The 26,922-nt window shown below is 45.5% G+C and carries 31 protein-coding genes and 1 tRNA gene; 5 read left to right on the top strand and 27 right to left on the bottom strand.

Going from position 1 to position 26,922, the window contains the following annotated elements:
- Positions 1-3 precede the first annotated feature (3 nt).
- The gene (locus MKY62_RS13115; protein ID WP_003183480.1) at positions 4-843 is read right to left on the bottom strand and encodes an STAS domain-containing protein; all 840 of its coding nucleotides are present in this window, start codon (positions 841-843) and stop codon (positions 4-6) included.
- A gap of 107 nt (positions 844-950) precedes the next feature.
- Between MKY62_RS13115 and MKY62_RS13120 the strand changes: the two genes are divergently transcribed.
- A tRNA-Gln gene (locus MKY62_RS13120) sits at positions 951-1,022 on the top strand.
- A gap of 62 nt (positions 1,023-1,084) precedes the next feature.
- On the opposite strand, the gene MKY62_RS13125 is transcribed toward MKY62_RS13120, so the two are convergent.
- The gene (locus MKY62_RS13125) at positions 1,085-1,462 is read right to left on the bottom strand and encodes a Spx/MgsR family RNA polymerase-binding regulatory protein (protein ID WP_003183482.1); all 378 of its coding nucleotides are present in this window, start codon (positions 1,460-1,462) and stop codon (positions 1,085-1,087) included.
- A 208-nt stretch (positions 1,463-1,670) separates the two neighbouring features.
- Between MKY62_RS13125 and MKY62_RS13130 the strand changes: the two genes are divergently transcribed.
- Positions 1,671-1,916: a DUF2626 domain-containing protein gene (locus tag MKY62_RS13130; RefSeq protein WP_003183483.1), complete on the top strand. Its 246-nt coding sequence runs from the start codon at positions 1,671-1,673 to the stop codon at positions 1,914-1,916.
- A gap of 37 nt (positions 1,917-1,953) precedes the next feature.
- Here the strand turns inward: MKY62_RS13130 and MKY62_RS13135 are convergent, their stop codons facing one another.
- Positions 1,954-2,592, bottom strand: a complete 639-nt coding sequence (locus MKY62_RS13135) for an MBL fold metallo-hydrolase (protein WP_003183485.1) — start codon at positions 2,590-2,592, stop codon at positions 1,954-1,956.
- A gap of 155 nt (positions 2,593-2,747) precedes the next feature.
- Here MKY62_RS13135 and MKY62_RS13140 point away from each other — a divergent pair, with 155 nt between their 5' ends.
- Positions 2,748-2,921, top strand: a complete 174-nt coding sequence (locus MKY62_RS13140; protein ID WP_003183486.1) for a DUF2759 domain-containing protein — start codon at positions 2,748-2,750, stop codon at positions 2,919-2,921.
- A gap of 60 nt (positions 2,922-2,981) precedes the next feature.
- Here MKY62_RS13140 and MKY62_RS13145 read toward each other — a convergent pair whose 3' ends face one another.
- The 15 genes from MKY62_RS13145 to MKY62_RS13215 form a co-directional block, all read right to left on the bottom strand.
- A complete protein-coding gene (locus MKY62_RS13145) occupies positions 2,982-3,296 on the bottom strand; it encodes an MTH1187 family thiamine-binding protein (RefSeq protein ID WP_003183487.1) in 315 nt (104 codons plus the stop codon).
- Positions 3,297-3,311: 15 nt separating this feature from the next.
- The gene (locus tag MKY62_RS13150) at positions 3,312-4,421 is read right to left on the bottom strand and encodes a hypothetical protein (RefSeq protein WP_003183488.1); all 1,110 of its coding nucleotides are present in this window, start codon (positions 4,419-4,421) and stop codon (positions 3,312-3,314) included.
- 54 nt (positions 4,422-4,475) lie between these two features.
- The gene (locus MKY62_RS13155) at positions 4,476-5,600 is read right to left on the bottom strand and encodes a M14 family metallocarboxypeptidase (RefSeq protein ID WP_003183489.1); all 1,125 of its coding nucleotides are present in this window, start codon (positions 5,598-5,600) and stop codon (positions 4,476-4,478) included.
- 141 nt (positions 5,601-5,741) lie between these two features.
- A complete protein-coding gene (locus MKY62_RS13160; RefSeq protein WP_003183490.1) occupies positions 5,742-6,689 on the bottom strand; it encodes an iron-hydroxamate ABC transporter substrate-binding protein in 948 nt (315 codons plus the stop codon).
- Positions 6,686-6,832 (bottom strand): hypothetical protein, encoded by a 147-nt coding sequence (locus MKY62_RS13165; RefSeq protein WP_016885934.1) that lies wholly within the window; start codon positions 6,830-6,832, stop codon positions 6,686-6,688. Before MKY62_RS13165 ends, MKY62_RS13160 begins: the two co-directional genes overlap by 4 nt.
- A gap of 25 nt (positions 6,833-6,857) precedes the next feature.
- Positions 6,858-8,756 carry an LTA synthase family protein gene (locus tag MKY62_RS13170; protein WP_003183491.1) on the bottom strand — a complete coding sequence of 633 codons (1,899 nt, stop codon included), beginning with the start codon at positions 8,754-8,756 and terminating at the stop codon, positions 6,858-6,860.
- A 181-nt stretch (positions 8,757-8,937) separates the two neighbouring features.
- Positions 8,938-9,912, bottom strand: a complete 975-nt coding sequence (locus tag MKY62_RS13175; RefSeq protein ID WP_003183494.1) for an ROK family glucokinase — start codon at positions 9,910-9,912, stop codon at positions 8,938-8,940.
- 24 nt (positions 9,913-9,936) lie between these two features.
- Positions 9,937-10,134: a YqgQ family protein gene (locus tag MKY62_RS13180; RefSeq protein ID WP_003183495.1), complete on the bottom strand. Its 198-nt coding sequence runs from the start codon at positions 10,132-10,134 to the stop codon at positions 9,937-9,939.
- 102 nt (positions 10,135-10,236) lie between these two features.
- Positions 10,237-11,691, bottom strand: coding sequence for a spore germination protein (locus MKY62_RS13185; protein WP_003183496.1), 1,455 nt, complete (start codon positions 11,689-11,691; stop codon positions 10,237-10,239).
- Positions 11,692-11,767: 76 nt separating this feature from the next.
- On the bottom strand, positions 11,768-13,306 hold the full coding sequence (locus MKY62_RS13190) for a rhomboid family intramembrane serine protease (RefSeq protein ID WP_003183497.1): 1,539 nt from the start codon (positions 13,304-13,306) through the stop codon (positions 11,768-11,770).
- A gap of 95 nt (positions 13,307-13,401) precedes the next feature.
- Positions 13,402-13,575, bottom strand: a complete 174-nt coding sequence (locus tag MKY62_RS13195; protein WP_003183498.1) for a hypothetical protein — start codon at positions 13,573-13,575, stop codon at positions 13,402-13,404.
- A gap of 49 nt (positions 13,576-13,624) precedes the next feature.
- Complete coding sequence (locus tag MKY62_RS13200) at positions 13,625-14,197, bottom strand: 5-formyltetrahydrofolate cyclo-ligase (protein WP_003183499.1); 573 nt, start codon at positions 14,195-14,197, stop codon at positions 13,625-13,627.
- A gap of 49 nt (positions 14,198-14,246) precedes the next feature.
- Positions 14,247-14,396: a 50S ribosomal protein L33 gene (rpmG, locus tag MKY62_RS13205; RefSeq protein ID WP_003183500.1), complete on the bottom strand. Its 150-nt coding sequence runs from the start codon at positions 14,394-14,396 to the stop codon at positions 14,247-14,249.
- A gap of 103 nt (positions 14,397-14,499) precedes the next feature.
- On the bottom strand, positions 14,500-15,612 hold the full coding sequence (locus MKY62_RS13210) for a glycosyltransferase family 4 protein (RefSeq protein ID WP_003183501.1): 1,113 nt from the start codon (positions 15,610-15,612) through the stop codon (positions 14,500-14,502).
- Positions 15,609-16,106 (bottom strand): hypothetical protein, encoded by a 498-nt coding sequence (locus tag MKY62_RS13215; protein ID WP_003183503.1) that lies wholly within the window; start codon positions 16,104-16,106, stop codon positions 15,609-15,611. The genes MKY62_RS13210 and MKY62_RS13215 overlap by 4 nt, the downstream gene beginning before the upstream one ends.
- A gap of 175 nt (positions 16,107-16,281) precedes the next feature.
- Between MKY62_RS13215 and MKY62_RS13220 the strand changes: the two genes are divergently transcribed.
- Both MKY62_RS13220 and MKY62_RS13225 read left to right on the top strand, forming a co-directional pair.
- Complete coding sequence (locus tag MKY62_RS13220) at positions 16,282-16,632, top strand: hypothetical protein (RefSeq protein ID WP_011198121.1); 351 nt, start codon at positions 16,282-16,284, stop codon at positions 16,630-16,632.
- Positions 16,629-17,108 carry an endolytic transglycosylase MltG gene (locus MKY62_RS13225; RefSeq protein WP_003183520.1) on the top strand — a complete coding sequence of 160 codons (480 nt, stop codon included), beginning with the start codon at positions 16,629-16,631 and terminating at the stop codon, positions 17,106-17,108. The genes MKY62_RS13220 and MKY62_RS13225 overlap by 4 nt, the downstream gene beginning before the upstream one ends.
- Before the next feature lie 91 nt (positions 17,109-17,199).
- Here MKY62_RS13225 and pstB (MKY62_RS13230) read toward each other — a convergent pair whose 3' ends face one another.
- The 9 genes from pstB (MKY62_RS13230) to MKY62_RS13270 all read right to left on the bottom strand — a co-directional run bounded on the left by pstB (MKY62_RS13230) (position 17,200) and on the right by MKY62_RS13270 (position 26,803).
- Entirely contained in the window at positions 17,200-17,979 is a 780-nt protein-coding gene (gene pstB / locus MKY62_RS13230; RefSeq protein ID WP_016886719.1) for a phosphate ABC transporter ATP-binding protein PstB, read from the bottom strand.
- Between the two features lie 12 nt (positions 17,980-17,991).
- Positions 17,992-18,819, bottom strand: a complete 828-nt coding sequence (gene pstB / locus MKY62_RS13235) for a phosphate ABC transporter ATP-binding protein PstB (protein WP_003183527.1) — start codon at positions 18,817-18,819, stop codon at positions 17,992-17,994.
- A gap of 19 nt (positions 18,820-18,838) precedes the next feature.
- Positions 18,839-19,726, bottom strand: a complete 888-nt coding sequence (gene pstA, locus MKY62_RS13240) for a phosphate ABC transporter permease PstA (protein ID WP_003183530.1) — start codon at positions 19,724-19,726, stop codon at positions 18,839-18,841.
- On the bottom strand, positions 19,726-20,655 hold the full coding sequence (gene pstC / locus MKY62_RS13245) for a phosphate ABC transporter permease subunit PstC (protein ID WP_003183532.1): 930 nt from the start codon (positions 20,653-20,655) through the stop codon (positions 19,726-19,728). The genes pstA and pstC overlap by 1 nt, the downstream gene beginning before the upstream one ends.
- 73 nt (positions 20,656-20,728) lie before the next feature.
- Complete coding sequence (locus tag MKY62_RS13250; RefSeq protein ID WP_003183534.1) at positions 20,729-21,646, bottom strand: phosphate ABC transporter substrate-binding protein; 918 nt, start codon at positions 21,644-21,646, stop codon at positions 20,729-20,731.
- 193 nt (positions 21,647-21,839) lie between these two features.
- Positions 21,840-23,960, bottom strand: coding sequence for a penicillin-binding protein 2 (locus tag MKY62_RS13255; protein ID WP_003183537.1), 2,121 nt, complete (start codon positions 23,958-23,960; stop codon positions 21,840-21,842).
- A 101-nt stretch (positions 23,961-24,061) separates the two neighbouring features.
- On the bottom strand, positions 24,062-25,348 hold the full coding sequence (locus tag MKY62_RS13260; RefSeq protein ID WP_003183539.1) for an MFS transporter: 1,287 nt from the start codon (positions 25,346-25,348) through the stop codon (positions 24,062-24,064).
- Between the two features lie 179 nt (positions 25,349-25,527).
- Positions 25,528-26,136, bottom strand: coding sequence for a superoxide dismutase SodA (gene sodA / locus MKY62_RS13265; protein ID WP_016886720.1), 609 nt, complete (start codon positions 26,134-26,136; stop codon positions 25,528-25,530).
- Positions 26,137-26,320: 184 nt separating this feature from the next.
- Complete coding sequence (locus MKY62_RS13270; protein WP_009327884.1) at positions 26,321-26,803, bottom strand: DUF456 domain-containing protein; 483 nt, start codon at positions 26,801-26,803, stop codon at positions 26,321-26,323.
- Between the last annotated feature and the right edge of the window lie 119 nt (positions 26,804-26,922).

Raw genomic sequence — 26,922 nt, forward strand, 5'->3', positions numbered from 1 at the left:
AATTTAAACCTGCTCTTCGGCCTTGCCGTCTTCATGGATGCAGAAGCCTTTATTGCAAAGCGCCTTAGCAAGACTCTGTTCTGTTTTAATATGTGAAAAATCCATGCCGAGCTTCACAACTGTTTGGGCAATCTCCGGTCTCAAACCCGAAAGAACCGTTTCAACGCCAAGCAGCTTTGTGCTGTCTACGACTTTGAACAACTGATGGGCGACCATCGTATCGACAACAGGAACACCGGAAATATCAATAAAAAGATGCGAGAGATGAAGCTCAGCACACTGCGTGAGCGCAGATTCAATGATCACCGTTGCCCTGTGAGTATCAATTTCACCAATGAGCGGCAGCACACCGATGTGCTCTGATACCGGTATGACCGGTGCGCTCAGTTCGCGAATCATCTCGGTCTGCGCCTTCAATTGGCTCTTTGTCGTATGCTCATATTCAAGAATAAACTGCTCTATGACCTCATCCATCATTAAGTGAAGCTGTTTATTCCAGATAAAAAAATCTTTTTTCGAACTGTCTGGTGCATGTTCATCTGAAAATTGCTCGATCTCATCTATTAAAAGTTCACGGCACACTTTAAAACCATTTATGCTTTCGGTAACCGGAATTTGGCTGACAGCCCTGTCGTAGGCAATTTCCTTGGCGCACCCGGAAGCTTTATTCCAGCATAGCGCCTGTTCATCTTTGGCAAATACCTTTGAAACAGCCAGTATAAAGTCCTTGTATTGCTGTGCCGTTTTTTCTTTTTCAGACGCTGTTCGGGACAGCCATTCATCTGTGATTCTGTCCGCCTGTTTGACCAGATACTCATAAAGGGCTGCATGCTTGTTTTCCATGTCAATCCTCCTCATTGTTTTCCCTTTAAATCAATCGCTTAATGACCAACTGATTTGAATGCTATGTATAAAACGAAATCGATTGTCAACACTATATGTAAGCGCATTGGGCTATAGCCAAGCGGTAAGGCAACGGACTTTGACTCCGTGACGCGCTGGTTCGAATCCAGCTAGCCCAGTTACACAGGCGAAAAAACGAAGATATGCTGAACATGCAATATGTCAGCAATCTTCGTTTTTTTCAGGAAACAGAACGGTGTAAGGTGTGTTTTTTTAATTTTAAGAGTTCGCCGGGATTGTATCCGACGACCAGCTTATCGCCGTTTACGATAATCGGGCGTCTCAGCAGCTTTGGCTTTTGAATTAACAATTCCAGCACTTCGCTTACCGTTAATTCTTCAATATCAAGATTTAACTCTTTAAATGCCTGGCTTCTTGTCGCCAATATTTCATCGATTCCTTCGGTCGTGAGAGACAAAATATGTTTCAATTCATCCTGGTTCGGCGTTTCCCTGAAAAGATGCCGTTCTGTAAAATCAACCTGGTTCGCTTTCAGCCAATGTTTCGTTTTTCGGCATGATGTGCAGCTCGGGTATGAATAAAAGGTCAGCTCTTCCATGAATGATTCCTCCTTAAATGTACTGACTTTGTCTTTGTATGTTTCAGTACCCGTGATGTTTTCCGTTTAAACACGTGACAGGTTATTTTTTAAATTCCTTATCACAAAATTGTAAAAAATGAATTGTTTTTCCCAAAATGAAAATGTTTACATTTTAAGATAAATTGATTTATAATGAAATCAAAGGGGCTTTTTGGGAGGGATATAAATGAATCGCATGTTCCGTGTGTTAGGTTTCTGGACAGGTATCTTTGCGGTCATGTTTTATTTAGGAAATATGAAAGATGCATCACTGCTGTTCTTCGGTCAAACTGTATTTTTTGTGTTCTTATCGTATCTCAACTTGACCGAGCGGATGTACATTTATATTTTCGGTGCTTACTTGACAATCTTTTTTGCCGCATTTACATATTATTCTGTGTTCATTATGGTTCCCGGACAGGGAGGCCATTAAAAAAAGACGATCCAGATGGATCGTCTTTTTTTATGTTTTACAAAGTAAATCCGTTGATGAACGGGTTTTGTTCCTGTTCTGTTGCAATGTCCGTCTCGGGGCCGTGCCCGCTTAACACAAGCGTCTCTTCCGGAAGTGTCAGCAGTTTTTGATGAATACTGTCCATCAGCACCTTTTGATTGCCCCCCGGCAGGTCTGTACGCCCGATCCCTCCTTTAAACAAAACATCGCCGGAAACGATCAGGTTTTCCTCTTCGGCATAATACGAGACGCTGCCCGGAGAATGCCCAGGCGTAAAGAGCATGCGGAGCGTAAAAGGGCCGATTTTAAGGTCTCCCTCTTCTTCGATCAGATGATCTGCTTTTTCTGCTGTGATCGTCTGCCCTGTAAGCAGCGCTGAACCGTTTAATGAAGGATCAGTCAGCCATTCAGCTTCATTTTTATGCACGTATACAGGAATGTTCCATTCTTTTCTGACATTGTCCACAGCTCCGATATGATCAAAATGAGCGTGAGTGAGCAATACGGCAAGAGGTTTCAGCCCGTTTTCTTTTATGTATGCATTCAGCTTCCCTGATTCGCTGCCTGGATCAAATATTAAGCAGGTGCCGTCATCATTGGATAAAATATAAGCGTTCGTCTGGATAGGCCCTAAAGGCATTCTTCTCCATTTCATTATTTTCACCTCAGATTCATCTTTCTTTGTTCCATTATGAAGGTTTTGTGAGAAACTTTCAATGAATCATGTTGTCCTCGACAAATTTGATGAAAACGGTTAAAATAAAATTGGAAATATACTGCAGGGGATCCAAGCGAAGGGGGTTTATATTGATGTTGCTCGTGATCATTTTCGGTCTAGTCACGATATTATCTGCTCTTGGGGTTCTTCGTTCTCTTAAACAAATCAACGTTCTTGGCATCTTGTTCGGCGGGGCGGCTTTTTTAGTGTTCGGATGGTTTACCGTCATGACAATTATTAACAGCGGGTATCCGACAGTCCACTAAACCCGATGCCTTTAGACAAAGACAGCCTTATTCCGTTATTTCGGAACAAGGCTGTCTTTCTTATTGACTGAAATGACGCTGAACGCTTGCAAGCTTGCCCTCCATCGTCGTTTTCTTATCACGGCGGTCGTCAATCCTGATATTTGTCGCTACTCTGTGGATGCCTTTTTGGAAAGGCGCTTCGTGAATCGTCTGAATCACCTGAAATAAATCGCTTAGTTCCCCTTCAATCAAAGTATTCATCGGTGTCAGCTGATAATTGATTTTGCCCTCTTTTTTAAATCCTTCCAAAATGGTTTGAATCTCCGCTACATACGCGCTTACGCTCGGAGTCTCGGTACCGATCGGTATGATGGTGACGTCTGCTATGGCCACTGTCCATTCTCCTTTCTATTCTTTGGTCACAAGGGGCGCTGCTGTTTTTGAGTTGAGTGAAATGATTTGATCCTGAGTATAGCCGTACAATGCATAATCCCCGTCAGGAGATAAGGTAATCGGAAGCATTTCCACTTTTTCACGAATGACTTCCCGCTTGCCTGATTTGAGGTTGACGGAAATCAGATCATACAAGGAGCCCGACTCATTTGGCTGATACGTATAAAACAGCTCATGCCGAGGGTCATAACCGTATTCCATCGGTGACAGGCTGCCATATTCCGAGAACAGCGGCAACTTGAAAGAGATTTTCTTTTCCGATGAAGAAACGTCTGAAAATATGTAGGTGCCCTGGCGCTGATCGGATGAAGGCGTTACGATGAGCCGCATATCGCCTACAATATCGAGAAGTACGGCATCGCCTGCGAGCTTCTTTTCCCGTCCGTCCGCTGTGCTGTAGGAATAAACAGGAGCCGGCTTTTCCCGGTCCCGTTCATTCCATTTGATATATTCAAAAGTGTCGGCGGAAGTCCAATGAATAAAGGCGGCCTGTGCGATGTTTTTTTCCGTTTGCTCTTCTTTTGCATCAATTAGGCTTGATTCATAATTCCAGTCTTTCGTGAATGTTGTGACATATAAAAGAGAAGGATCGAATCGATTCCAGTCCACTTGCAACTCATGCGTGCGAAATTTTTTTGCAAACAGCTGTTTCCCCTGTAAATTAAGCAAAGTTAACTTCATTTCAGAGCCGTTTCCGGCGGTTTGGATAAGAATCATGCCTTTTTCACTGTTGACTTCCGACGCTATCAGCCTGTCATCTGTCTTGTAGATCGTTTTGCCCGTCCCTTTAAATATATCATATGATTTGATTTCACTTCCTCCGACCGGATCGGTTGCGGTGTATATAACGGTTTCATTATCAAGCCATCCTGCCGTCTCATCAAAGTGCCGGTCCTTCAGCGCTATCACTTTTTTATCTTTTACTGCTGCACCGCTTTCTCTTTTCCCTTCCGGCTCCTCATGATGAACGCTTTTTGATCCTTCTTGATGCTGCGGCGTGCAACCAGCCGCAGCCACGGCCATCAGAGCGGCAATAATCAATAATGAAACTCTCAAACCGGCCATTCTCCCTCCATAAATGTTTGGCTGTCTAATTTACGATTTTCACCGTGAAAAGTTTCAGCTTTCAAAAAAACAGGATGCCCAAAGTATTCCTCTGCTTTTACAATATATATCGTCAAATTGTTTCAGCGGTAAAGGATTTTTTCCTTTGCCAAGTTCAACAGTATATCCTTCTCTTCCGTAATAATGAATAAACCAATCTCTAAATCCTGCATAGCTGTCTATATATCTGACGCCCTTATAACCGCTCAGGCGCTCAAATGTTTGGATCACATCAGCTGATTCAGGAGGCTCCAATCCCTTGTATCCCCAATAAATTTCCTCCCCCTGTGTGTGAAGCGCCACAAGCCGGTCAGGCGGCTCGTTTGCGATTAAATCCCTCATCGCTGCCGCTTCCGGTTCTGTCAGCGGTTCATCTCCGGGGTAGTCTCTGTAGGAAGGGGATTTAGGCGGTTTTCTTTGTTTTTCGATCTCCCAGAAAGACGGAAACTGATTATTTAAATCCACTCCGTTTATATTGGCTTTCCATTCCCGGAAATCCGGCTGATGCTCGTTCATCTCATCCAGCGCTTCTCTCGCGATCCCAAGATGACCGGGGCCGTTAAGTACAAGGTCAACACCGTCGGGATTAACGATCGGCACGACGGAAAGCTTTGTTGATGAAAAAATATCGAGCGGCGAAAAACCTAAAGCGGTCTGGCCTGTACATAAATGATAACAGTATTCTTTGAGCCATTTCATCAAAACAGAAGTGGTGATCCATTCATTGGCATGAAAAGAGGCATTCATATGCGTTCTTTTTCCGGCATTTTCAGCTCCAAGGAGCAGTTCATATATAGGCTGGCCCATGCTTGAGCGGCCGATGATACGGGAAGTAACAAACGGAAAGCATTCCGTCAATCTGCCAATTTCCTTTTTCAGTTCTGCTGAATCGTAAACGGCTGTTTTTGTCAGCCACTGTTCATCTTCAAACGTGTATTGATTCGCCAATAATTGCAGCTGTTCATATGTTTCTGCTGCTTGAACGTTTTTTCCTGCATGAAAAGATACTCCCGGAAAATAAAGTTCGTCCGCGGATACATTTGCATTTGCACTGATTAAAAGCGGTTCGGGTATGTTCAGAATGTCAGACAGTCTTTCCATATTCTGCTTTAACTCCGGTTTGATGTTGATGAATGCCATCAATGATCCCTCCCACAATAGCATATGAGGAATGCTCGTTTAAAAACTCTCCCGGCTTGCACTTGAAAATCGCTTTTTCAATGAGGGTTCACCCCGGTTTCGCGCGCAAAAAAACTTCCGCCTGACAAGGCGGAAGTTCTTCTATTTTGTTAAGTTTTCTGTAATAAATTCGAGCTGGCCCTCTAATGAAATCGGATCGGAAAAATAGAAGCCGACAGGGTCGATTTTATAGACATGTTGGTTTTTGACCGCCCCAAGGTTCTTCCAAATGGATGTATTAAGCACGGCGCTGTCGTCTCCGCTTGATTCCCAAGGTCCTATAAATATATAATCTCCAGCGAAATCAGGCAGCTTTTCTAAGGAAATGCTCGTGTAGCCCGGGCCTTCGTCGATTGCTTTTTCCTTTGTCAGCTTTGTCGCCTTTAAGCCGAGATCTTGGTAAACAATGCTTCCTCCCCTTCCGAATTGATCGCCGAATACAAAGATTTCTTTACCGTTAGTTTGCATAATGGAAACCGTTTTGTTCCCGACAGCTTTTTGAACTTTTGATTTGGCCGCCGCAACTTTTTTGTCCCATTCAGCCAGCCATTTCTCCGCTTGATCTTCAGTGCCTGTCATTTTTGCGAAATCCTTCAGCCGTTCAGTGCTATTCAGACTGTCATATTTCAACGCGACCGTCGGAGCGATTTTTTCCAGCTTTTCGATATCAGCGCCTTGGGTCGTCCATACGACAATCAAGTCCGGTTTTAATTGAATAACCTTTTCAGCAGAATTTCCTTCACCTATGTTTGTCACACCATCGGTTTTCCCCTTGAAATAAGGATTCTTGAAAACCCTGTCAGGGGCGCCCACTACATTGAGACCGAGTGTCTTGAAATAGCCGAAATAATCGTCAGCCATGACAACCACCCGCTTCGGATGCTTCGGCACTTTAACCGTTCCGTTTTCAGCCTTGTATGTAATCGTTTCTTCGCTTTTTGATTTAGAAGAAGAATCTTTGCTCTCTGTTTGATTGCCGCATGCTGTCAATGCTGCGATCAATAATAGTACAAAACACGCTGCCGCGATCGTCTTACCTTTAATATTCACTCTTCATACCTTCTTTCCTGTTTGATCACCCGATAAAGAGAATCATTATCAATTATATCATAACCGGCATCGGTTTGATCATGATTTTTATGACGGCCTCTTGTCATTAAAAACAGGCCGGAACGATATCCGGCCTGCTGCATCAGCTTTCTCCGCCTAAAAAGAAGCTTACTCGTCTTTTGGCTTGGAGTCAGATTGCTTTTTTAAGCGCTCGCTGTCATAAAACCTCAGCAAGTCGCCGTAAATGATTTGATCTGAGTATGAAAGCTCCTGTTTGGCTTTTTCAATGTACGGCTCACAGCCTTTTTTATCTTTAGACGGCTCGCCTGTCGATTTATCATAGCATATGCCGTCTGTGTATACTTTGTCTTTCGTAATAAAGCTGCCGTCGCGGAGCACTGTGAACTCCGTTTTGTCTTTGGCAAACAGGTCGTTTCCAAACTGGATCTGATCGCTTGAATCGATTCCGAGAAGATTCAGTATAGTCGGTCGAATGTCGATTTGGCCGCCGACCGTGTCAATGGTTTTCGGCTCTTTATCCGTCACTCCCGGAATGTGGATCACAAGCGGGACTCTTTGAAGCTGCACTTCCTCAAAAGGGGTTACTTCTCTGCCGAGGAATTGGCTCATCGCTTCGTTATGGTTTTCGGAAATCCCGTAATGGTCACCGTATAAAACGATAACAGAATTATCGTAGAGGCCGTCTTCTTTCAGCTTTTCAATGAAACGTTTCAGCGCTTCATCCTGATAGCGGACGGTCGGGAAATATCTGTTTAACGTACGGCTTTTTGAATCGAATTCATCGATCAGTTTATCTTCCTCATCAAGCTCAAACGGAAAATGGTTTGTCAGCGTGATCAGACGGGTATAAAAAGGCTGAGGCATTTCTTTCATCAGCTCTGATGTTTGTTCGAAAAATTCCTTATCTTTCAATCCCCATCCAACTGAATTTTCTTCGTTTACATCATAGGATTTGATATCGTAAAACTTATCGTATTTAAACGTTTCGTACATAATATCCCGATTCCAGAAGCTTTTGTTGTTCGCATGGAAAATCGAGGAATAGTAGCCGTGGTTCTTCAATATTTCAGGCATTGCCGTATATTCGTTTCCTGCATTTGTAAAGAAGACCGCTCCCCTTCCAAGAGGGTAGAGAGAGTTGTCGACAATGAATTCGGAATCAGCCGTTTTGCCTTGGCCTGTCTGATGATAGAAATTCTCGAAGCTGTAGCTTTTCTTAATCAGGTCATTTAAATACGGCGTAATCTCTTTGCCGTTTAACTTTTGGTTTACGACAAAGCTTTGGGTGGATTCCAGAGAAACGAGGATCACATTCCGTCCTTTGGCGATCCCGGCCAGATCCTTGTTGGTGTCCGTGCGGTTTGCGTTGACATAGTTTTCAATCTCCGTGAGGCTGTTGCTGTCGGCCAGCGCACGCTGCGCAGACTGCTTCGACTGGATCAGCCCGTCATAGATATGGAAGTTGTAAAGGCTGATGTTTTTCACAAGAACTTCCCTATCAAACGATCTTGTCAAAAGCTGCGGTCTTTCTGTTTCAGAAATCCCTAAATTAAAAAAGAAAACGGCAGCGACAAATAGATAGTAAGCCGCGCGCTCCTTTCTTGTCGCCTTTCCGCCTGTTTTGGCAGGCTGGCGCTTGTACAGCCAAATTAAAATGGCAATATCAACGATGAGAAGCAAATCGGCCGGCATAAACAAAGAGTTGATGCTGCTTCCCAAATCGCCCATATTATTCGTCTGGAACAAAACAGGAATGGTTAAAAAGTCGTTGTAAAAACGGTAGAAAATCATGTTGGCAAGCAAGACAAACGTCAGGACGATGCTTGCCCCGATAATAAACCGGTTTCTGTTTTTTTCTTTAAAAAACAGGCCGATTCCGAATATAAACAGCAAAAAGCTTAGAGGATTGATGAACAATATAAACTCTTGCATGAAGTTTTCAATTTTAATGTTGAAGCTTGTTTTGTAGACGACATACGTTTTCAGCCACATCAGCAATGTCGCGATTAACAAAAACGAAATTTTTGAAAAAAATGACTTTCGCATTCCAAACCTCCCTATGCAGCAAGACGCATGTTTCTGCAAACGGCATTTCCACATATTGTTTATTTTAGAAAAATCGCTAAAATTACTAAATCATATCTTAACCTGTCTGTACAAAAAAATCAATCATTTTTCACATTGGCTTAAAAGTGTTAACAATGCTGCAAAGCGGTCCGAAAATGCTTTATAAAACAGGCTGCGCCTGGCTTTTCAGCCATTGGTTTTTTGCGATCCATGCACCGCCGATCACGCCTGCGTCGTTTCCAAGTGAAGCGATTACGATCTCAGCCGCCTCGCCGGCCCGCGGGAATACAAAGCGCTTGAAAGATTGTTCAACTTTGGAGCGCAGGATTTCTCCCGCTTTTGACACGCCTCCGCCGATTACGATCTTTGAAGGATTAAGCGAGCTCGCCAAGTTAGCGAGGACCATTCCTAAATGACCCGCCACATAATCGACGACTTCGCCGGCAACAGGATCGTTTTTTCTGGCGGCTTCAAAGATGTCGCGCGCCGTTATGTCCAGACATTCACGCAAGCTTGTATCTCGATGGTCAGATTCTATTTTTTCTTTGGCAATCCTGACGATGCCGGTAGCCGAAGCGATCGTTTCGATACAGCCGCTTTTTCCGCAGTTGCACGGCGCTCCGCCTTCTGGAACAGAACAGATGTGGCCGATTTCACCGCCTGCTCCGTTTTGCCCGCGGACGATTTCCCCGTTTACAATAATGCCGCCTCCAACGCCCGTTCCCAATGTAACAAGAATCAAATCCTTCGCGCCGTCTCCCGCTCCCTTCCACATTTCGCCGAGAGCTGCGATGTTCGCGTCATTTTCAATGACCGCAGCTATCCCTGTCTCTGCTTCCAGATGGTCTTTCAACGGGTAGTTTTCCCAGCCCATATTCGTCGTTTTATAAACGATGCCGGTCTCCGTATTGACGGGTCCGGGAGCGCCCATGCCGATCCATTTTAAGATGTGCTTCGGTTTGCCGAGCTCGTTCAATTTGCTGTCGATGGCTTTCGCGATGCTTACCGTAACCGTTTTCCCTGATTTATCGGTCGGGATTTCCCACTTGTGCAGGATTTCGCCATAAGCGCTTACAAAAGCGAGTTTTACTGTTGTTCCTCCAAGGTCGACCCCGACCAGCCAGCTGTCATTCATACTGATCCCCCTCTAATCCCTGTTTTATTTTCTCTTTATATTTGTGAGTTCATTCTGCAAAATTGAAACACCTTGAACCCATTGTTCTTTTTCTATCAAATTTGAAAGAAACATTTCCTTCAGTTCGTCCATCATGTATTCAAGTTCAAGCTCGCGATCTCCAAAGTAAACATAACATCCAAACTGCTTCAGCAAAAGCTGTACATCATAGGCTGTTTTCATCTGATTTCACCATTCTTTAAAGGTCTAACATTAGAGTATTCATAAAGCTGTCCGGCGTCAAGCAAAAAAAAAAAGCCTGTTTTCCTGCCGGAAAACAGACATTCAGCGGTCGGGATCCTGGGGATCCAAAAATAAGGGTCTTCTGTTTTTCAGCGGCATCGGCGTGCGAATTGCGATATCGCGGAAGGCTCTGTAGTCAAAAGGAATAAACGGCCATAAATACGGCACATGAAACGACTTCATTCTGACGAGATAAATCACCCAGCAGAATATCGCAATGACAAAGCCGATCGGTCCGAATGCACCTGCGGCGATCAGGAGAACGATTCTTGCAAGCCTGTTCGCTATGCTCAGCTCATAGCTCGGCGTAGCAAACGTGCCGATGGCTGCGACAGCGAGATACAAGACGACTTCATGCGAGAAAAGCCCGACCTGCACCGCCACTTCGCCGATCATTAAAGCAGCTACGAGTCCGAGAGCCGTAGCAAGAGACGACGGGGTGTGGATTGCAGCCATCCGCATCATGTCGACGCCGATTTCAATAATGATGAATTGCGCAAGCAGCGGAAGGGCTCCTTTTTTTTCAGGCCCTATATATTCAAGGGCGTCCGGCAAAAGATCGGGATGGACGGAAAGCAGAAACCACAGCGGCAGCAAAAAGATCGATGCCAAGACAGATATAAAACGGACTATTCGCAAATAAGCACCCGCAAGAGGTTTGTTTCTGTACTCTTCGGCATGCTGCAGATGGTGCCAAAAAGTAACAGGGGTAATCAGCGCGCTTGGCGAGCCGTCCACAAAGACGAGAATGTGCCCTTCGTACAAATGAACGGCCGCAGTATCAGGTCTTTCTGTATAGCGGACCGTCGGATAAGGGTTCCAATGACGGCCGCCGATGTATTCTTCCAGCGTCTTTTCCGCCATTGTCAAAGCATCCGTGTCGATCGCTTCAAGCGATTGTTTCAGCTTTTTTACACTTTCCAAGTCGGCGATATCTTCCAAATAACAGATGACGACATCCGTTTTGCTTCTTCTGCCGACCTGCAGGAACTCCATTCTGAGGGAACGGTCGCGGATTCTTCGTCTCGTCAGTGCGGTGTTAAACACGATCGTTTCGACGAAGCCGTCTCTTGAACCCCTGACAACGCGTTCATTGTCGGGTTCCTCCGGATTTCTTGCCGGATACGTCCGCGCATCGATAATAATCGCATGGTCAACTCCGTCAGCAAGGAGGACAGCCGGCCCGGACAGCACCTGGTCGGCTGCTTTGTCGAGGTCATCTTCCGTATCAATTTCGATGTATGGGATATGCGTTTTGATCAGCTTTTCAAGCGGATCGTCTTCCAGATTTTCAGGTGTGAGCCTTGAGAGATTTTTAAGCAAATGATGCATAATATCATCTTTTACAAAGCCGTCGACAAGATAAAGCGACATGTCTCTATCAGCATAAACGACATCAAGCCGGATCATGTCGAAGCTTTTGTCGACACCAAGCTTTTCATTTAAATATTCAACATTTTTCGCTAAATTTTTTTGGACCGCATGCTTTTTTTTCATTGTATATTAAAAGCTCCCGTCAAATGAGTCTGTTCTAAAGACCATTTTTAACATAACGGAAGCTTTTCATACTTGATTACCGGGCGCTTTCTTTCTTTATTTCGTCCCGAAGCTTTTTATACATCTCTTCATCAGGCTTTTCTGCCAACGCTCTTTCAATGGACTGCTCGGCTTTGGCAAGCTCGCCTCTTTGGGTATAAAGCCAGGCAAGACTATAGAGAGAGGCGTGGTCCGATGGATCATTTTCAACGACGGCCTCAAACCTTTTCTCGGCGTTTTCATACTCGCCGAGCCGAATTTCGGAATAAGCGAGCAGCCTTAAAGTGTCGCTGGAAGCGTCCGGTTTTGAGCCCGCTTCCTTCAAAGCATCCTTTACTTTTTCATACTCTCCCTCTTCATACCATTTCGCCGCCTGATGCAGCATGGCATTTTCCTGCACCGGAGCCGAATGTGTCCCAAAGTACAGGGCCCCTCCTCCGATGACAAAGATGAGGACCCAGCCTGCCAGCCGCTGGAGCGGCCTTTTTTTTCCGGGGATTCCGACCGCCAAGGCCGTCAGGAGACCGCCGATCAATCCGCCGATATGGCCAGCATTGTCAACATTTGAAATGGTGAAACCGAGGCCGAGGTTCAGAATGATGATCACAATGATATTTGTTCCGATCGTTTTTAAAAAAGCTTTCCGGTTTGAAAAAGCCAGGTACAAAAGGGCTCCCAAGCAACCGAAGATGGCTCCCGAAGCCCCTGCAGACGGATACGGACTGAACAGAAAGCTGCCGATCGATCCAAAAATCCCGGCTGATATGTATATGACAAGAAAGCGGAATGATCCAAACACCCTTTCTGCTGCGGCTCCAACAGACAATAATGCAAATGTATTAAACATGAGATGGACCAATCCGATATGAAGAACGATCGGCGTGACTAGCCGCCACCATTCCCCGGCTAACAGGAGGCTGTTTTCCTTCGCCCCGAACCGGACGAGCGTTTCGGTATTCTGGCTGCCGCCCGACATTTCCAGAAGCAGAAACATGAAGACTTGAAGCACTGCGAAAATCCAGGTAAACATCGGTTTGCCTTTCTCAAATACAGCCGCTTCCCGCCGCCTTTCTTCTTCTCTTGCTTTAGCCGCTGCCAATACTTCGGCTCTCTTCTCTTCCACATTTTCGTATCCGGCATCCTGCATTTGGCCTGTCAGCTCATCCGGCTCCATGTTTAAAGCCACGGCGAGTTTGCGTAATCCTTCTTCAGCCGAAGCGTTATCAATAAAAACCGGCACGATGCTGATCCGCTTATCTGCGACCGGATGACCGACAACATCTTCCCACTCATCTACAGGCGCTTCCTGCGACAAATAGACATTCAATATCGAGAGCTTTCGCTGACCTGATGCTGCTCTCAGGCGCTCCGCCCTTTCATAAAGAGATTCCAGGTCGCGGACGAGATCCTGTCTGAAGTCGATATCCTTCCGGAAAACGCGAACCAAATCATACGGCGCGCTCCCCCTCGCTTCAAGCCAGGCTTCTCCGAATGAAGCAGGTGCCTGCACAAGCTCAAAATCCCTGTCTAAAAGGTTCCCGATGAAATTCCAATACAAATAATCGATTGAATACATACCGACGCTCCACAATTGTTTTTGTTCATTATAACAGGAAACGCGACACTCTGCGTCTTTTAAGAGCTTTAAAAAATCCCGTTTTCAAACGGGATTCAGAATGCCTGCTGGATAAACTTATTGCGAAAAAACGGAATTCTCATCATCAAATGGATGAAATAGTGGCGGATTTGGTTTTGACCAAGAATGAAATTGATAACACGATAACGGTTTTGAAAAAATACAAGGGCTGCAATGACGCCTACTACAATAAACGTAACTTTTCTCATATGATCCCTCCTATAACCTATAACCGTATCGTGTCTCATTTTTTAATAATTATTCAGCAGTGTCGAGGCAGTTGTAAACGGCGTCTTCGGTCAAAACCTGCTTGACCGGGATGTCGTGCGGCTCATTTGGAACATGACCGATCACTTGGCACTCGAAAGCAAGCGACGCGGTATCTTTTGTAAAGCCGGCCAGGTATCTGTCATAATAGCCGCCTCCATAGCCGATTCTGTATCCTCTCCGGTCATAGCAAATTCCCGGCACAAGGATGAAGTCGATGTCTTCGGGTTCCATCCGCTCGGTTTTGTGTACGACCGGTTCCTGCAGGCCAAAATACACGACTTCAAGATCGCTTTCATCCTGATAGCTGCGAAAGTGCATCTTTTTTGTTTCAGGCATACATTTCGGAATGCACACCGTTTTTCCTTCAAGCCGGGCCTGTTCGATAATCGGTTTTGTCGGTACTTCGCGATTTCTGGATACCGTAAGGGCAATAACAGACGCTTTTTTCCACTGTTTTGATTGGAAAAGCTTCCGGTGAATCGCTTCCGCCTTTAGGTGAAACTCCTGTTCCGGCATGTTAGCCAGCCTCTTTCTGACCTCGCTTCGTAAAGAACGCTTCACATCTCTTTCCCCCTTAAAAACAGAAAAACAGCAGGAAAATCCCTGCTGCTTACTTTGTTTCGCGGTGTAATGTTGATTTTTTGTCACGTGGGCAATACTTTTTGAATTCAACGCGATCTGGATTGTTACGCTTGTTCTTTGTAGAAATATAGTTACGCTCGCCGCATTCAGTGCAAGCTAAAGTAATATTAACGCGCATTTATTTTTCCCTCCAAACTATATATCATTTCTGTTCAGACTTATCTATAATACCACTTATGATGCAGGAATGCCAGGCGTTTTTTTTAGTTTATCACGGTTTGTTAAAAAGACGTATGATATACATGATGCAAAAACATATTTTTTACATATCCAGGATCATGCAAATCAAATATATAAGCCTTTGCCGTTTGTCCGACCTTGAGCAGCTGCTCCTTATTGCCGACAATTTCTGCGAGCGCATTTGCAGCCTTATGCGGATCACTAAAATCAATTCGAAAGCCGGTCACCCGATCGATAACGAAATCGTTCCAGCCCCCGTTGATTCCGGCAGCGACGGCAGCGCCGGCGGCCATGCTTTCTTGAACAGCAATGCCGAACGGCTCATAAGAACTTGGAAAAACAGCCATTTCACAAAATGCCAGCCAGCTCTCTCTTTCCTCTTCACAAAGGAAAGGAAGAATGGTCACACTGTCCTTAATGCCCAATTCTTTTGCTATGGTCTCGATCCCGCTTTGAAGCGGCCCTTCCCCGGCAATGACAAGTTCAAGATCAGGACGCCGGCTGCGTAGCTTCTGAAAGACGTGCAGCAATTCGATAAACCCTTTTTCCGGAACAAATCTTCCGTAGGAAAAAAAGTAGGGCGCGCTTTTCATTCGTTTTTTCACCGTGCGGCTTTTTATGCACGGATGTGGAATGACCCGGATTTGCTCAAAAGAAAGCGAAAACGCCTTTTGCATGTCTGACTTCATCATGCTGCTCAGCACGAGGATTTGATCGCTTTTTTCAGCCAGAAGCCGTTCGAGGATTGCCCTGTATGGGTGGACATATCCGTCTGCTGCCTTTTTTCGGCCGCTTTCAAGGCCGTGCACCGTGGAAATCAGCGGCACCGCCAGCACCTCGCTGAGATAAACGGCGGCAGGCGCGGTGACACCATCGTTTGCATGGACGAAATCAAATTGTCCTCTATGCTCCAGCACGATTTTGATCATCTGAAAATTCATGGCGGCTACCGCCTCTTCAAAAGAAGCGAACGCTTTTAAATCAAGCGGAATCTCCAGCGTTTCCCATCCATTGCTGTTTTGCCCGGCAGCCGTCGTGCAGACGGTAAAGCTGACTTCGTTCCGCAATAGTTCAAGGTGGCTTTTCACATAGCGCCCCGCTCCGCTCTTCGATGAAAGGGGATTTTCCAGCGACAGCAGCAATACGTTGATCAACGGGGCCGCTCCTTTCCTTCTATTAAAGAATATCTCGTATATGCGGAAAATTGAGTCGTCCAATCCTGCTGATTGTCTTGATGCTGAAAACAGCTGCTGTTTGAATGGATTCCGTTTTCCCCAAGGTAGAAGCAGTCGGATGAGAGAACGGCCAGTGACATGTTGAGCGAATTGTATATCCGGTATTCCGCTTTGTAGAAAGCGTTTCCTGCAGCGGGGAAAACCGAGGCCTCCCCTTTAAATGCACCGGTATGGATCGTCCGTGCGCTGCGCTCTCCGTTTTTTACGCAAAAGAGAAGGATTTGCTTTTCGACGTCTCTAATATTTTCAAACAGCACCGCTTCAGCCGCTGAAAGCGCAGCCTCTGAGATTTCCCAGCTCAGCCGAACGGTTTCATGATCCGGCGAAGTTATTTTTAAAATATCGTTACAAAACGAAGAATCGCCTCGAATACTATGTTGAAAAGGTTTTTTCCCGATGATTGTCCTTTTCACCGCGCGCCCTCCCGTTAAGCCTTGTTATGTATCTATCCTATTGGAAATGGCCCCGCAGGCGCAACGAAAATAAAATTCTTCGACAAAATTTTTATTTTTTGCATTAACTCCTTTTGAAGCAAGCGTTTTTATGGTATAAAAAAGAAGGAGAAAATTAGAATTGAAGGTGATGAACGTGGAAATTGCTATCATTGCGCTGCTCGTTGTCAGTATTGCGCTGATTGCATTCTCATATTTTCAAAGAGAACCGATCAAGGAAGTTGAACAGGAGTTGGAAACCCTTCAGCTGTCCGCCATGCAGGAAATCTATAAACTGAAAAAGAAGATGACCGTGCTTGAGGAAGAGCTCCTCGATTCAAATGTGGTCGTCCGCAGACCGAATGCCGGAATCAGCCAGCATATTGCGAAGCAGATTCTTTCAAAATATCAAAACGGCATGTCTGTAGACGCCATCGCAAAAGCTGAGCACGTATCTGTCGAAGATGTCAAAGCGATCATTAAAGACAATGAGAGGGTGCTTGTATGACCAGACAAAGTGTACAAGCATTTGCCGGAGGAATGATTTTGGCTACCGCCGTTCTTGCAGGCGCATTTTATTTGACGGATAACGGAAAAGCTGAAGCTTCCAAGGAGGCTCAAAACATCAGCGAAGCCGATGTCAAAACCTATTTAAAGGACAATCAGCAGGTTTCGCTGAAACGCGAGGAATACCAACAGCTGCTCCACTATAAAGAGACCGCGCTGAAGCAGGATGCTGCGTCTCAAAACAAAAAAGAGCAGGATGATGCGAAAAAAGGTTCCAAGTACAAGCTTGAAATCAAAAGCGGCATGAGCACGGCTGAGATAGCAGACCTCCTTGCAAAAGGAAAAGTAATTTCTTCCGCCGATGACTTCAAAGATTATGTGAAAAAGACCGGAAACGAATCTAAAATCCGCGCAGGTAAATACGAACTGAAGCGCGGTGACAGCTTGAAAAACATCGTCAAAACGCTGTCCAAATAAAAAAGCAGGCTGGAACGAATCAGCCTGCTTTTTTTATTGTCTCGCCGCCGGTGAAAAAAGAGGCTGCCGCTTTAAAACGGCAGCCTCTTTCTCATCCGAACCGGCCTGTTATATAATCTTTCGTCCGATGATCGTCAGGACTTGAAAACATTTTGACCGTATCATTGCACTCAATCAGCTCGCCCATCAGGAAAAACGCCGTTTGATCGGAAATTCTCGAGGCCTGCTGCATGTTGTGCGTGACGATGGCAATTGTATATTTCTCTTTCAGCTTGAGCATCAGCTCTTCGATTTTCAAAGTTGAAACGGGATCAAGGGCGGATGTCGGTTCATCCATCAAGAGAACGTCAGGATTGGTGGCCAGCGCCCTTGCGATGCAGAGGCGCTGCTGCTGCCCCCCGGAAAGTCCGAGCGCCTGGGAATGAAGACGGTCTTTCACTTCATCCCACAGCGCTACATCCACAAGCGCCTTTTCCACTCTCTCATTCAGTTCTTTTTTGTTTTTCAATCCATGGATTCTTGGTCCGTATGCGACATTATCAAAGATCGACTGGGGAAACGGGTTTCCTTTTTGAAACACCATGCCGACTTTTTTCCGTAACTCGACAAGGTCGACTTTGCTGTTGAGTACGTTCGTTCCGTTGTAGCTGATCTCTCCGGTCATATTGACATTCGGAACCATATTGATCATGAGATTCAGCGTTTTAATGAATGTCGACTTTCCGCACCCTGACGGTCCAATGATGGCGGTAATTTCGTACTCGGGTATTGTCAAGTTAATGTTCTTTAATGCGTGATGTTCGCCGTACCATAAATTCAAGTCGTTGATCTGGTATACATCTTCTGGCTTTACAGCTGTTACAGCGCTCATACCGGCCCCTCCTTATCCAAATCTGCCGTTGATGTAATCCTCTGTCTTTTTTTCTGAAGGATTCATAAAAATCTTTTCCGTACGATCGTATTCGATTAAATCTCCGTTAAGGAAAAACGCCGTTTGATCGGAAATTCTTGAAGCTTGCTGCATGTTATGCGTGACAATGATGATCGAGTATTCCTCTTTTAAACCGACGATTAATTCCTCTATTTTCGCGTTTGAAATCGGGTCGAGCGCTGAAGCAGGCTCATCCAAGAGCAGGACTTCGGGCTTCATCGCGAGCGTCCGGGCGATGCAGAGACGCTGCTGCTGCCCGCCTGACAGCGAAAGAGCCGACTCATGCAGCCTGTCTTTCACTTCATCCCACAGCGCGGCTTTCGTCAAGCTTTCTTCCACGATCTCATCAAGCACGGATTTCCGCCGTTCGCCCGCATATTTTAATGCGTGGGTAATGTTGCTGTAAATCGATTTTGGAAAGGGGTTCGGCTTCTGAAATACCATGCCGATCTCCCTTCTCAGATTGACGACATTGATATTGGAATCAAGGATGTTAAGCCCTTCATACCGTATTTCTCCGGATGTTCTGGCTGATGGAATCAGATCGTTCATCCGGTTGATGCTTCTTAAAAAAGTCGATTTTCCGCAGCCTGACGGACCGATCAAAGCCGTGACCGCATGTTTGTCAATACGCATGGAAATGTCGTTGACGGCCCGCTTTTCTCCATAGTAAATATTTAAATTTTTCACTTCTAAAATATGCTCTTTCGCTTCAGGGAACGGAGCGATTCCGATATTGTCGCGCACGGTTTCCAAAACCGGCATCTGAACCTGAGCCATATGATTTCATCCTTCCTTCTTATTTGTTTGCCGTTAACTTTTTATGAATAAAAGAGCCGAGCCATCGGGCTGCCAGGTTAAAGATCAAGACGGACAGAACGAGAACGGCGGATGCGCCGTTTGCGATCGCTTCAGCATCGGGGATGATCCCCTGTGTGTTTACATTCCAAATATGAACGGCCAGCGTTTCAGCCGGTCTGAAAATATTGAGCGGCGATGTCTCAGAAAACGGATTCCAATCGGCAAAATTCAGTCTCGGCGTGGTTAGTCCGGCTGTAAACAGCAAAGCGGCAGCTTCGCCAAATACACGGCCCGACGCAAGAATCGCGCCTGTGATGATGGACGGCACCGCGCCAGGAATCAATACCGTTTTAATCGTGTGCCATTTGGACACGCCTAAAGCAAGGGAAGCCTCTTTTTGCTCCTTAGGTACGGAGCGGATCGCATCTTCTGTCACCCTGACCATGACAGGCAGGTTGAAAATCGTCAAAGCAAGCGCTCCTCCGATAATGCTGTACCCCCATCCGGTCAGATTTACAAACATCAGCATGCCGAACATCCCCATAACGATCGAAGGAAGGGATGACAAAACTTCAATACAGACACGGATAAAATCGGTCAATTTGTTTGCGGGCGCATATTCCGCCATATAAATTCCCCCGCCGACTCCCAGGGGAACCGTGATCAGCATCGTCAGCACGAGAATATAAAACGAGTTGAACAGCTGATCTCGAATTCCTCCGCCGCTTGACAGCGCACTTGAACGCGAAGTTAAAAAGCTGAGGCTGATATGCGAAACACCATTGATGATGATATAAGCGAACAAACCGACAAGAATAGCGGCGATTACCGCAGCAATCAATCCAAAAACACCGGTTGCTAAACGATCTGTTACTTTGCTGTTCATTACAGTTTCCTCCTGGATGACAGATAGCGGATGAGCAGGATGAACAAGAACGACATGATCAGAAGGACAAGCCCCATTGACCAGAGCGTATTGTTTTCCACGCTCCCGTATGTTGTATGGCCCATGTTCAACGTAATGATCGTTGTCAATGTCCCCGCAGGGTCTAAAAGGCTCTCAAACAGATTTCGGGAATTTCCGATGACCATCTGCACGGCCAGCGCTTCGCCGAACGCCCTCGCCATTCCCAAGACGACGGCTGTCAGAAGCGAAGGCAGCGCTGCCGGTATCAGCACTTTGCGGATCGTCTGCCAGCGGGTTGCGCCTAATGCGTATGATCCTTCGCGGAGATTTTTCGGCAGCGACATGAGCGCATCCGTTGAAATCGAAGTGACCGTCGGCAAAATCATGACAGCCAGGACGATCGTTCCCGCCAGAAGGCTGTGGCCCGATCCGCTTGACTTAAACTGTGAAATGAACGGCACTAACACTGTAAGGCCTATGAATCCATAAACGACGGAAGGAATGCCAACAAGCAATTCGACAACCGGCTGCAGCACTTTTCTGCCCCATGATGGCGCGATTTCCGTCATGAAAATCGCACCTCCTATTCCTAGCGGTGCAGCAATCAAAGATGCAAGAAGGGTCACTGCAAAAGATCCGAGTATAAACGGAAGTGCTCCGTATTCAGGGTTTTCGTTCGTTGGATTCCAATCTAGACTGGTTAAGAACTCAATTGGACTTACACCATTGGCCAGAAAAGATTGCAACCCCTTATTTCCGAGAAAAATTGTGATCGAAATCGCCGCCGCCATCATGATAAAGGCGCACGACGCAACCAAAATCCTCCCGCGGATTTCATCCATTTTGCGATTATGCTTGGAGCTGATCAGCCGCTCTTTCGCGGACAGTTTCTCTATTTTTTGAACCATTTTTTACACTCCTATAAGAACAAGTCATAAGAGGGAAAGTGTCAGGAGCACACTTTCCCGCCTTCTATTGTCATTATTTATCAGTTTGCTTTCCATCCGCGTCGCGTTTTACTTCCATGTCTGTTACTGGAATGTAGCCCTGCTCCGTCACGATGGATTTTTGAATGTCATCGCTCATCAAATAGTCGAGGAATTCTTTCGCCAAGCCTTCAGGTTCGCCTTTCGTATAAGAATGCTGGTAAGCCCAGATCGGGAATTTGCCTTTTTGTACATTTTCGGCTGTCGGCTTAACGCCGTCGATTGAAAGCGGAGTGACAGTATCATCCTTGATATACGAGAACGCAAGATATCCGATTGCACCAGGCGTTTCAGCGATTAACTTTTTCACTGTGTTTGAAGAATCTTCCGTGATTCCTTCAGCTGGAGTCTCTCCATCAAGTGCATATTTGACAAAAGTCGCGCGGGTTCCTGAAGAATCAGGACGGTTGACAAGGGTGATCTTTTGATCTTTCCCGCCTAGTTCTTTCCAGTTTTTGATTTTACCTGTGAATACCTTTTTGAGATCTTCTAACGAAATGTCATCGATGCCTACTTCAGGGTTAACGGCAGCTGCCATTCCGACAACCGCAACTTGATGATCGGTAAGTTCTTTGGCAGGAATGCCTTCTTTTTCTTCGGCAAAGACATCGGAGTTTCCGATTTGGACTGTGCCTTCAGCCACTTGGGAAAGGCCTGTACCAGAACCTCCAGCCTGAACTTGAATATCGGCATCAGGATTTTCATCCATGAATTTTTCAGCCGCTGCTAAGACAAGAGGCTGCATCGCCGAAGAACCCGAAATCGTCAAAGAACCTGAAGCCTTATTCTCTGTTTTATCGCTTTGTTTGCCTTCGTCTGCATTGTTGTTTGTACTGCTGCTTCCACAAGCTGCTGCGAAGACAACTAAAACGGACATGATGAACATCAGTGTGATTTTTTTAAATGGTTTCACTTCTTAATCCTCCCGCGTAAATGTGTAATTTGTCCTACGGGTATAGCGTAACTTTTCAGTATTAATCTTGTTTAAATGAATTATTAAGGTTTTGTAAATTAAGCTTGAACTTTGTATAGAATGCGCACGAAAAGAACGGGCGCACAAAAAAAACACCTGCATGGTTCAATGCAGGTGTTTTAATGAAAAAGTCCTATTCTGTAGCTTCTTTTTCGATTTTGTCTTTATTTTTTTCGACAGTATTTTCTTTTGATTGTTTTGATTTCAGTTCAAAATACTTATCAAGCACTTTTCGGCCGATTTCGTTTGTGATCGAATATCTCTGGCCATAGTCATTATAAACCCAAGGAACGACGACGGAAATAGCGACTTCCGGATTATCGTAAGGTGCGTAGGCAACAAGCGTTGTATTGTATGTCGATGTTCCCGTTTTCGATTTGTCCGGTCCGTCATAGAAAGACTGGGCCGTTCCTGTTTTTCCAGCTGGTTTATATGAAGCAGAGGCAAACTGTCCCGCTGCCGTACCTTTTGTCATTACGCGCCTGAATCCTTTCTGGACTTCTTTTATATATTCATCGCTCATGTCCACTTTGTTCAATACTTCAGGCTGCACAGACTGTGTAACGGCTCCGATTCCTTTTTTCGAATCGGGCTCTCTGATCTCTTTCACAAGCTGCGGCTTCATGCGGTATCCCCCATTGGCAATCGTTGATACGTACTGAGCCAGCTGCAGCGGTGTGTATGTGTCATACTGTCCGATGGAAAAGTCAAGCAGGAAACCGGGCAGTCTTTGAGATCCTTTGTAGCCTGAAGCTTCATTTGGCAGATCGATTCCGGTTTTGACGCCGAGGCCGAACTGGCTGAAATAATACCTGAATGTATCAAATGCTTTTGTTTGAAGGTCGAGCGGCTGATGCGCCTTATATTGGCCTTTACCAAGGGCGATCGCCGTTTTAAACATGAACACGTTTGAAGACTTTTCAAGAGCTCCCTGGATACCCAGTGTTCCCAAGTTGCTCGCCCAAGATTTTTTCGGTTTTCCTTTTCCGATATAGAGCGGTTCATCAAGAAAAGTCGTATTTAAATTAATGGCTCCCGTCTGCAGACCTGTTAAAACAGTGGCCCCTTTGACAGCCGAGCCCATCGCATAAGAAGACGTCATCGCGCCGAGCGCATAGTCGTCAACCTTTAATTTGCCGCTTTCGTTTTTAAGCTGTTTGCCGGCAATCGATAACACTTCCCCGTTTCGCGGATCCATCATAACGACGAATGCGCGGTCGAGAAGCGGAGCGCTATGCTTGGCTTTGGCAGACTTCAGTTCATCCTCGACAATTTTTTCAATCGCTTTTTGCATATCAACATCAATCGTCAAGACTAAATCCTTTCCGCTTTTCCCCTCGGAAATGACTTCCGTATCGACGATATCCCCTGATTTATTGGTAATATTTTTCACTTTCTCTTTCTGTCCCTGAAGCACATTTTCATATTCGGCTTCGAGGTAGCTTTTTCCGACGCGGTCATTCCGGTTGTAGCCGAGCGACAAATAATGATCAAGCAGGCTTTTCGGAAGCCCTTCATTTGAATCGGATATGCTGCCGATCATCGTTCTGAGCAGACCGTTATAAGGATAATCCCGCTTCCAATCAGACGTCACATCGACTCCCGGGAGCTCGTCCAGGTGTTCGCTGACAACCGCCATTTCTTTTGCAGTTACACCTTTGTTTTTAATATACTGCGGAGTCAGCGCGTATCCAGAATCCATCTGACGCTTGATTGCCAAGACTTTCAAATCTTGATCTGTCAATTCATTCAGTTTATCTTCCGTGATCCTGTCAAGCTGCAGCTGGTATAAATCGTCTTCCTTCAGCTTGCCGTCCTTGACTTTTTTCCGGTCCTCATCGGTGATGAGCTTCTCGGCTTCTTTCGGGCGCGTTAAAATCCAGTAGTCCTTTTTATCGCGCTCCGTTATTTTATCTGTATCGATTTTGATCATTTCTGCAAGTTTTTTTGCTATTTTGAGCCTGTCCTCCTGAGAGGTCGAAGATGTCCTTGTGTATGTAATGGCATTCATCGGTTTATTTTTCACGATCGTATTCAAGTTCCGGTCATATATTTTCCCCCGCGGAACGCTTGTCGAGACATCGACTTCTTCCTGCTTCTGCACTTCGTTCGTATAGTCTTCGCCAAAGACGATCTGCACCATGCCGAGGCGCACGACGACGATGGTGAAAATAATAAAAGCGAGAAGGAACAATATGTTCAATCTGATGGGGAGCGATTTGCGTTTTTCATTTTTCATTTTTTTGTTCATCATTAGCATCACCTTTTTGAAATAAAGAAAAGACACCTTATGAAAAGGTGCCAAATATATTGTAAAGTTTTTTTCGGCATTTTTCTACTATTTTCCCTTGGGGCTTACCTTTTTCCTTCTAAATAATTCGGTTCAGCTGTTTGTTTATGCGCATCTTTTCCGACCGTTTCGCGGGCGGGCTCTGTCAGACGGATATCTTTGACGAAATAGTAGATCAGCGTGTGGCCTGCCCCCAGCAAAACGAGAGAAACCGGAATGCCCAAGTCCTCCTTCAGAAGCGACACGAGCAGCAAAAAAACCAAAATCGAGACAATCCGTCCGATGTTTAAAAAAACTTCTCTGACGACAATGTATTCGATCCGCGCTTTCCGGGCATACCTCGCTTTACCGATCACATCATATGTGAGCGATGAATACGGTACGAGCAAAATCGGATAGCCGATCGCAATCGCAACAGCATACAGCAAAAGCGTCACATACGTCATATGAAACAAAATCAGAAAGAGAGCGCCGAACAGGACGAGACCGCCCATTAAAATCGCCTTTTTGCGCGCTCCCTTTTTAATAAGCCGCGTTGCGAAATAGTATGCAAAAAAAGAAACAGCTGAATTAATCAAGCCGAACTTCCCCAATGCCAACTCGCTCTTTGTCGTGATAAAGACAAAGACATTGATTAAAAAAACGAAAATCCCTTCTCTCAGCCCCTGAAAAAAATGAGCATTTGTAATGCTGCGCCAATTCGGGTCTGAATTTCGTTCCGTCCAGATTTTTTTCAAAATGTAGCGGCCGCGCGATTCACGCCTTTTTAAAAAAAAGCTCGTAATGACGGCCACTGAAAATAAAGCCAAGGACAGGCTGAAAATCACCGTGTATCCCGTGTTGTCGGCAAGCCTCGAAATGACATAGCCGGCAACAATCGGACCGATCATTCCCGCGCCGGAATTTAAAATGCCGAGGAACCCGTTAAAAAAATCTCTCGTGTCCGGCTCAGTGATTTCAAATGTCAGGACATTAAACGCAAGCCAATAAAATCCGTAGCCAATTCCGAGCACACTTCCGAGCAGCACCAGCCGTGATCCCGCATTTTCCCCCGCCAACAGCACAGTTAAATAAAATACAGCTAAAAACGAAACGCCAAACCTGAGTATAAAAACCCTGTCGATTTTTTTGGCAAGGCGGCCGGCGAACATAAAGATAATCGGCTGCATCACGACGATCGACAAATTATAAATGGCCAAATCGACAAACTGTCCGGACTGCTTCCACAGATATACATTCACAAACGTATTGGAAAGGGCAATGCTAAGAGAATAAAGGCCGCCGACTGCAAGCAGCAGCAGGAGGTCCCTGTTTAATTCCACATCGCCTATTATGTTTTTGATTCTGCTCATAACTGACTCCCCTTTACTGATCACCATTAGTCTGTCTCATCAAAAGTCAGTTATGTACTTCAGAGCAAAAGAAACGAAAAACAAACAGACCGGCTTTTCGCCGGTCTTTCAGCAGACGCTCCGCTTCGCGGACAACATAAAAAGGCCCGCTTCTCGCGGGCCTCTTTTCTCAAGCTGGATTATTTTGCTTCGCTGTAAAGGCGTGCAACTTCATCCCAGTTAACGACGTTCCAGAATGCTTTAATGTAATCTGGACGGCGGTTTTGATAATTCAGGTAGTATGCGTGCTCCCATACATCAAGACCTAAGATAGGAGTCTTGCCTTCTGAAAGAGGAGAATCTTGGTTTGGCGTGCTTGTGATTTCAAGCTCTCCGTTATTGACAACAAGCCATGCCCAGCCGGAGCCGAAACGGCCTGCTGCTGCAGCCGCAAAGTCTTCTTTGAATTGATCGAAGCTGCCGAATTTGCTGTTGATGGCTTCTGCCAATTCACCAGTTGGAGCGCCTCCTCCGTTTGGAGAAAGAAGTTTCCAGAACAATGAGTGGTTGGCATGCCCTCCGCCATTGTTGCGGACAGCTGTACGGATGTTTTCCGGTACTGCATTAAGGTTTGCAACAAGCTCTTCAACAGATTTGCTTTCAAGATCCTGTTTGCCTGCCACCGCTTCGTTCAATTTTGTAACATATGTGTTATGGTGCTTCGTATGGTGAATATTCATCGTCTCTTTGTCGATGTGAGGTTCTAACGCATCGTAAGCATAAGGTAATTCTGGAAGTTTGTAAGCCATTATCAATTCCTCCTTAATATTGTATGTATTGAAATGCCGCCTTTAGCAAGCCTTTCCTCTTTCAATTTATCAAAAGAAAAGGCTTGTTTCAATGGAAATGCTCACAAAATGATCACAAATGCATTTCAAGCGCTCACTAAACTTTATCCTTTTCCCCTTCTTTTTAAACATGCAGGGGAAAATTTTAGAGCACGGTATATAAAAAGTAGCCGATCATTATCAGCTGAATCACGCTTTTCGCAAAAACGCCTGAAATAAACCCGATCAATGAACCGATTCCGATTCTGGCCGCCGTTTTTAAATCCTTCTGATGGACAATCACCTCACCCGCCAAGGCCCCGATAAACGGACCCAAAATAATGCCCGCCACCGGTATCACAAACGGTCCGGCCAGAAGGCCGATCGTGCTGCCCCATATCGCTGCCCTGCTGCCGCCAAAGCGCTTAATGCCGAGGAGATTTGTAATATAGTCGGCGGCAAACAATACGGCTGTAAAAATGCCTTCAATGATCCAAAATAGGTAGGAGTAATGCCCGAATGTAAATAAAAATCCGTATAGAACAAAGCCGGCTACGATGAAAACGACGCTCGGAATAATGGGATAGACAAGGCCGATGAAAGCAATGACGAACATTGCCGCAATGATGATCCAATACAAAACATCCATCCGAATCCCTCCAATCGATTGTGATGCTTCATATTATACCCATTTTTCTGAAAGGAAACTTCCAGAGCGCCTGTTGATCGATAAGTTTTCTTGTATTCGTCCTTTTGTGACGATACAAT

It is taken from the genome of Bacillus sp. FSL R7-0646 (assembly GCF_037969865.1).
GTDB classification, from domain to species: Bacteria; Bacillota; Bacilli; order Bacillales; family Bacillaceae; genus Bacillus; species Bacillus licheniformis.

Coding starts and splice junctions, on each gene's coding strand:
- MKY62_RS13185 (WP_003183496.1), bottom strand. CDS start 11,691: ATGAAAAAAAAGCATGCGGTCCAAAAAAATTTAGCGAAAAATGTTGAA.
- rpmG (WP_003183500.1), bottom strand. CDS start 14,396: ATGCGCGTTAATATTACTTTAGCTTGCACTGAATGCGGCGAGCGTAAC.
- MKY62_RS13130 (WP_003183483.1), top strand. CDS start 1,671: ATGAATCGCATGTTCCGTGTGTTAGGTTTCTGGACAGGTATCTTTGCG.
- MKY62_RS13225 (WP_003183520.1), top strand. CDS start 16,629: ATGACCAGACAAAGTGTACAAGCATTTGCCGGAGGAATGATTTTGGCT.
- MKY62_RS13135 (WP_003183485.1), bottom strand. CDS start 2,592: ATGAAATGGAGAAGAATGCCTTTAGGGCCTATCCAGACGAACGCTTAT.
- MKY62_RS13260 (WP_003183539.1), bottom strand. CDS start 25,348: ATGAGCAGAATCAAAAACATAATAGGCGATGTGGAATTAAACAGGGAC.
- MKY62_RS13165 (WP_016885934.1), bottom strand. CDS start 6,832: ATGCAGCAGGCCGGATATCGTTCCGGCCTGTTTTTAATGACAAGAGGC.
- MKY62_RS13140 (WP_003183486.1), top strand. CDS start 2,748: ATGTTGCTCGTGATCATTTTCGGTCTAGTCACGATATTATCTGCTCTT.
- MKY62_RS13180 (WP_003183495.1), bottom strand. CDS start 10,134: ATGAAAACAGCCTATGATGTACAGCTTTTGCTGAAGCAGTTTGGATGT.
- sodA (WP_016886720.1), bottom strand. CDS start 26,136: ATGGCTTACAAACTTCCAGAATTACCTTATGCTTACGATGCGTTAGAA.
- MKY62_RS13175 (WP_003183494.1), bottom strand. CDS start 9,912: ATGAATGACAGCTGGCTGGTCGGGGTCGACCTTGGAGGAACAACAGTA.
- MKY62_RS13170 (WP_003183491.1), bottom strand. CDS start 8,756: ATGCGAAAGTCATTTTTTTCAAAAATTTCGTTTTTGTTAATCGCGACA.
- MKY62_RS13270 (WP_009327884.1), bottom strand. CDS start 26,803: ATGGATGTTTTGTATTGGATCATCATTGCGGCAATGTTCGTCATTGCT.
- pstA (WP_003183530.1), bottom strand. CDS start 19,726: ATGAACAGCAAAGTAACAGATCGTTTAGCAACCGGTGTTTTTGGATTG.
- MKY62_RS13115 (WP_003183480.1), bottom strand. CDS start 843: ATGGAAAACAAGCATGCAGCCCTTTATGAGTATCTGGTCAAACAGGCG.
- pstB (WP_016886719.1), bottom strand. CDS start 17,979: ATGAGCGCTGTAACAGCTGTAAAGCCAGAAGATGTATACCAGATCAAC.
- MKY62_RS13155 (WP_003183489.1), bottom strand. CDS start 5,600: ATGGCATTCATCAACATCAAACCGGAGTTAAAGCAGAATATGGAAAGA.
- MKY62_RS13255 (WP_003183537.1), bottom strand. CDS start 23,960: ATGATGAACAAAAAAATGAAAAATGAAAAACGCAAATCGCTCCCCATC.
- pstC (WP_003183532.1), bottom strand. CDS start 20,655: ATGGTTCAAAAAATAGAGAAACTGTCCGCGAAAGAGCGGCTGATCAGC.
- pstB (WP_003183527.1), bottom strand. CDS start 18,819: ATGGCTCAGGTTCAGATGCCGGTTTTGGAAACCGTGCGCGACAATATC.
- MKY62_RS13195 (WP_003183498.1), bottom strand. CDS start 13,575: ATGAGAAAAGTTACGTTTATTGTAGTAGGCGTCATTGCAGCCCTTGTA.
- MKY62_RS13125 (WP_003183482.1), bottom strand. CDS start 1,462: ATGGAAGAGCTGACCTTTTATTCATACCCGAGCTGCACATCATGCCGA.
- MKY62_RS13150 (WP_003183488.1), bottom strand. CDS start 4,421: ATGGCCGGTTTGAGAGTTTCATTATTGATTATTGCCGCTCTGATGGCC.
- MKY62_RS13190 (WP_003183497.1), bottom strand. CDS start 13,306: ATGTATTCAATCGATTATTTGTATTGGAATTTCATCGGGAACCTTTTA.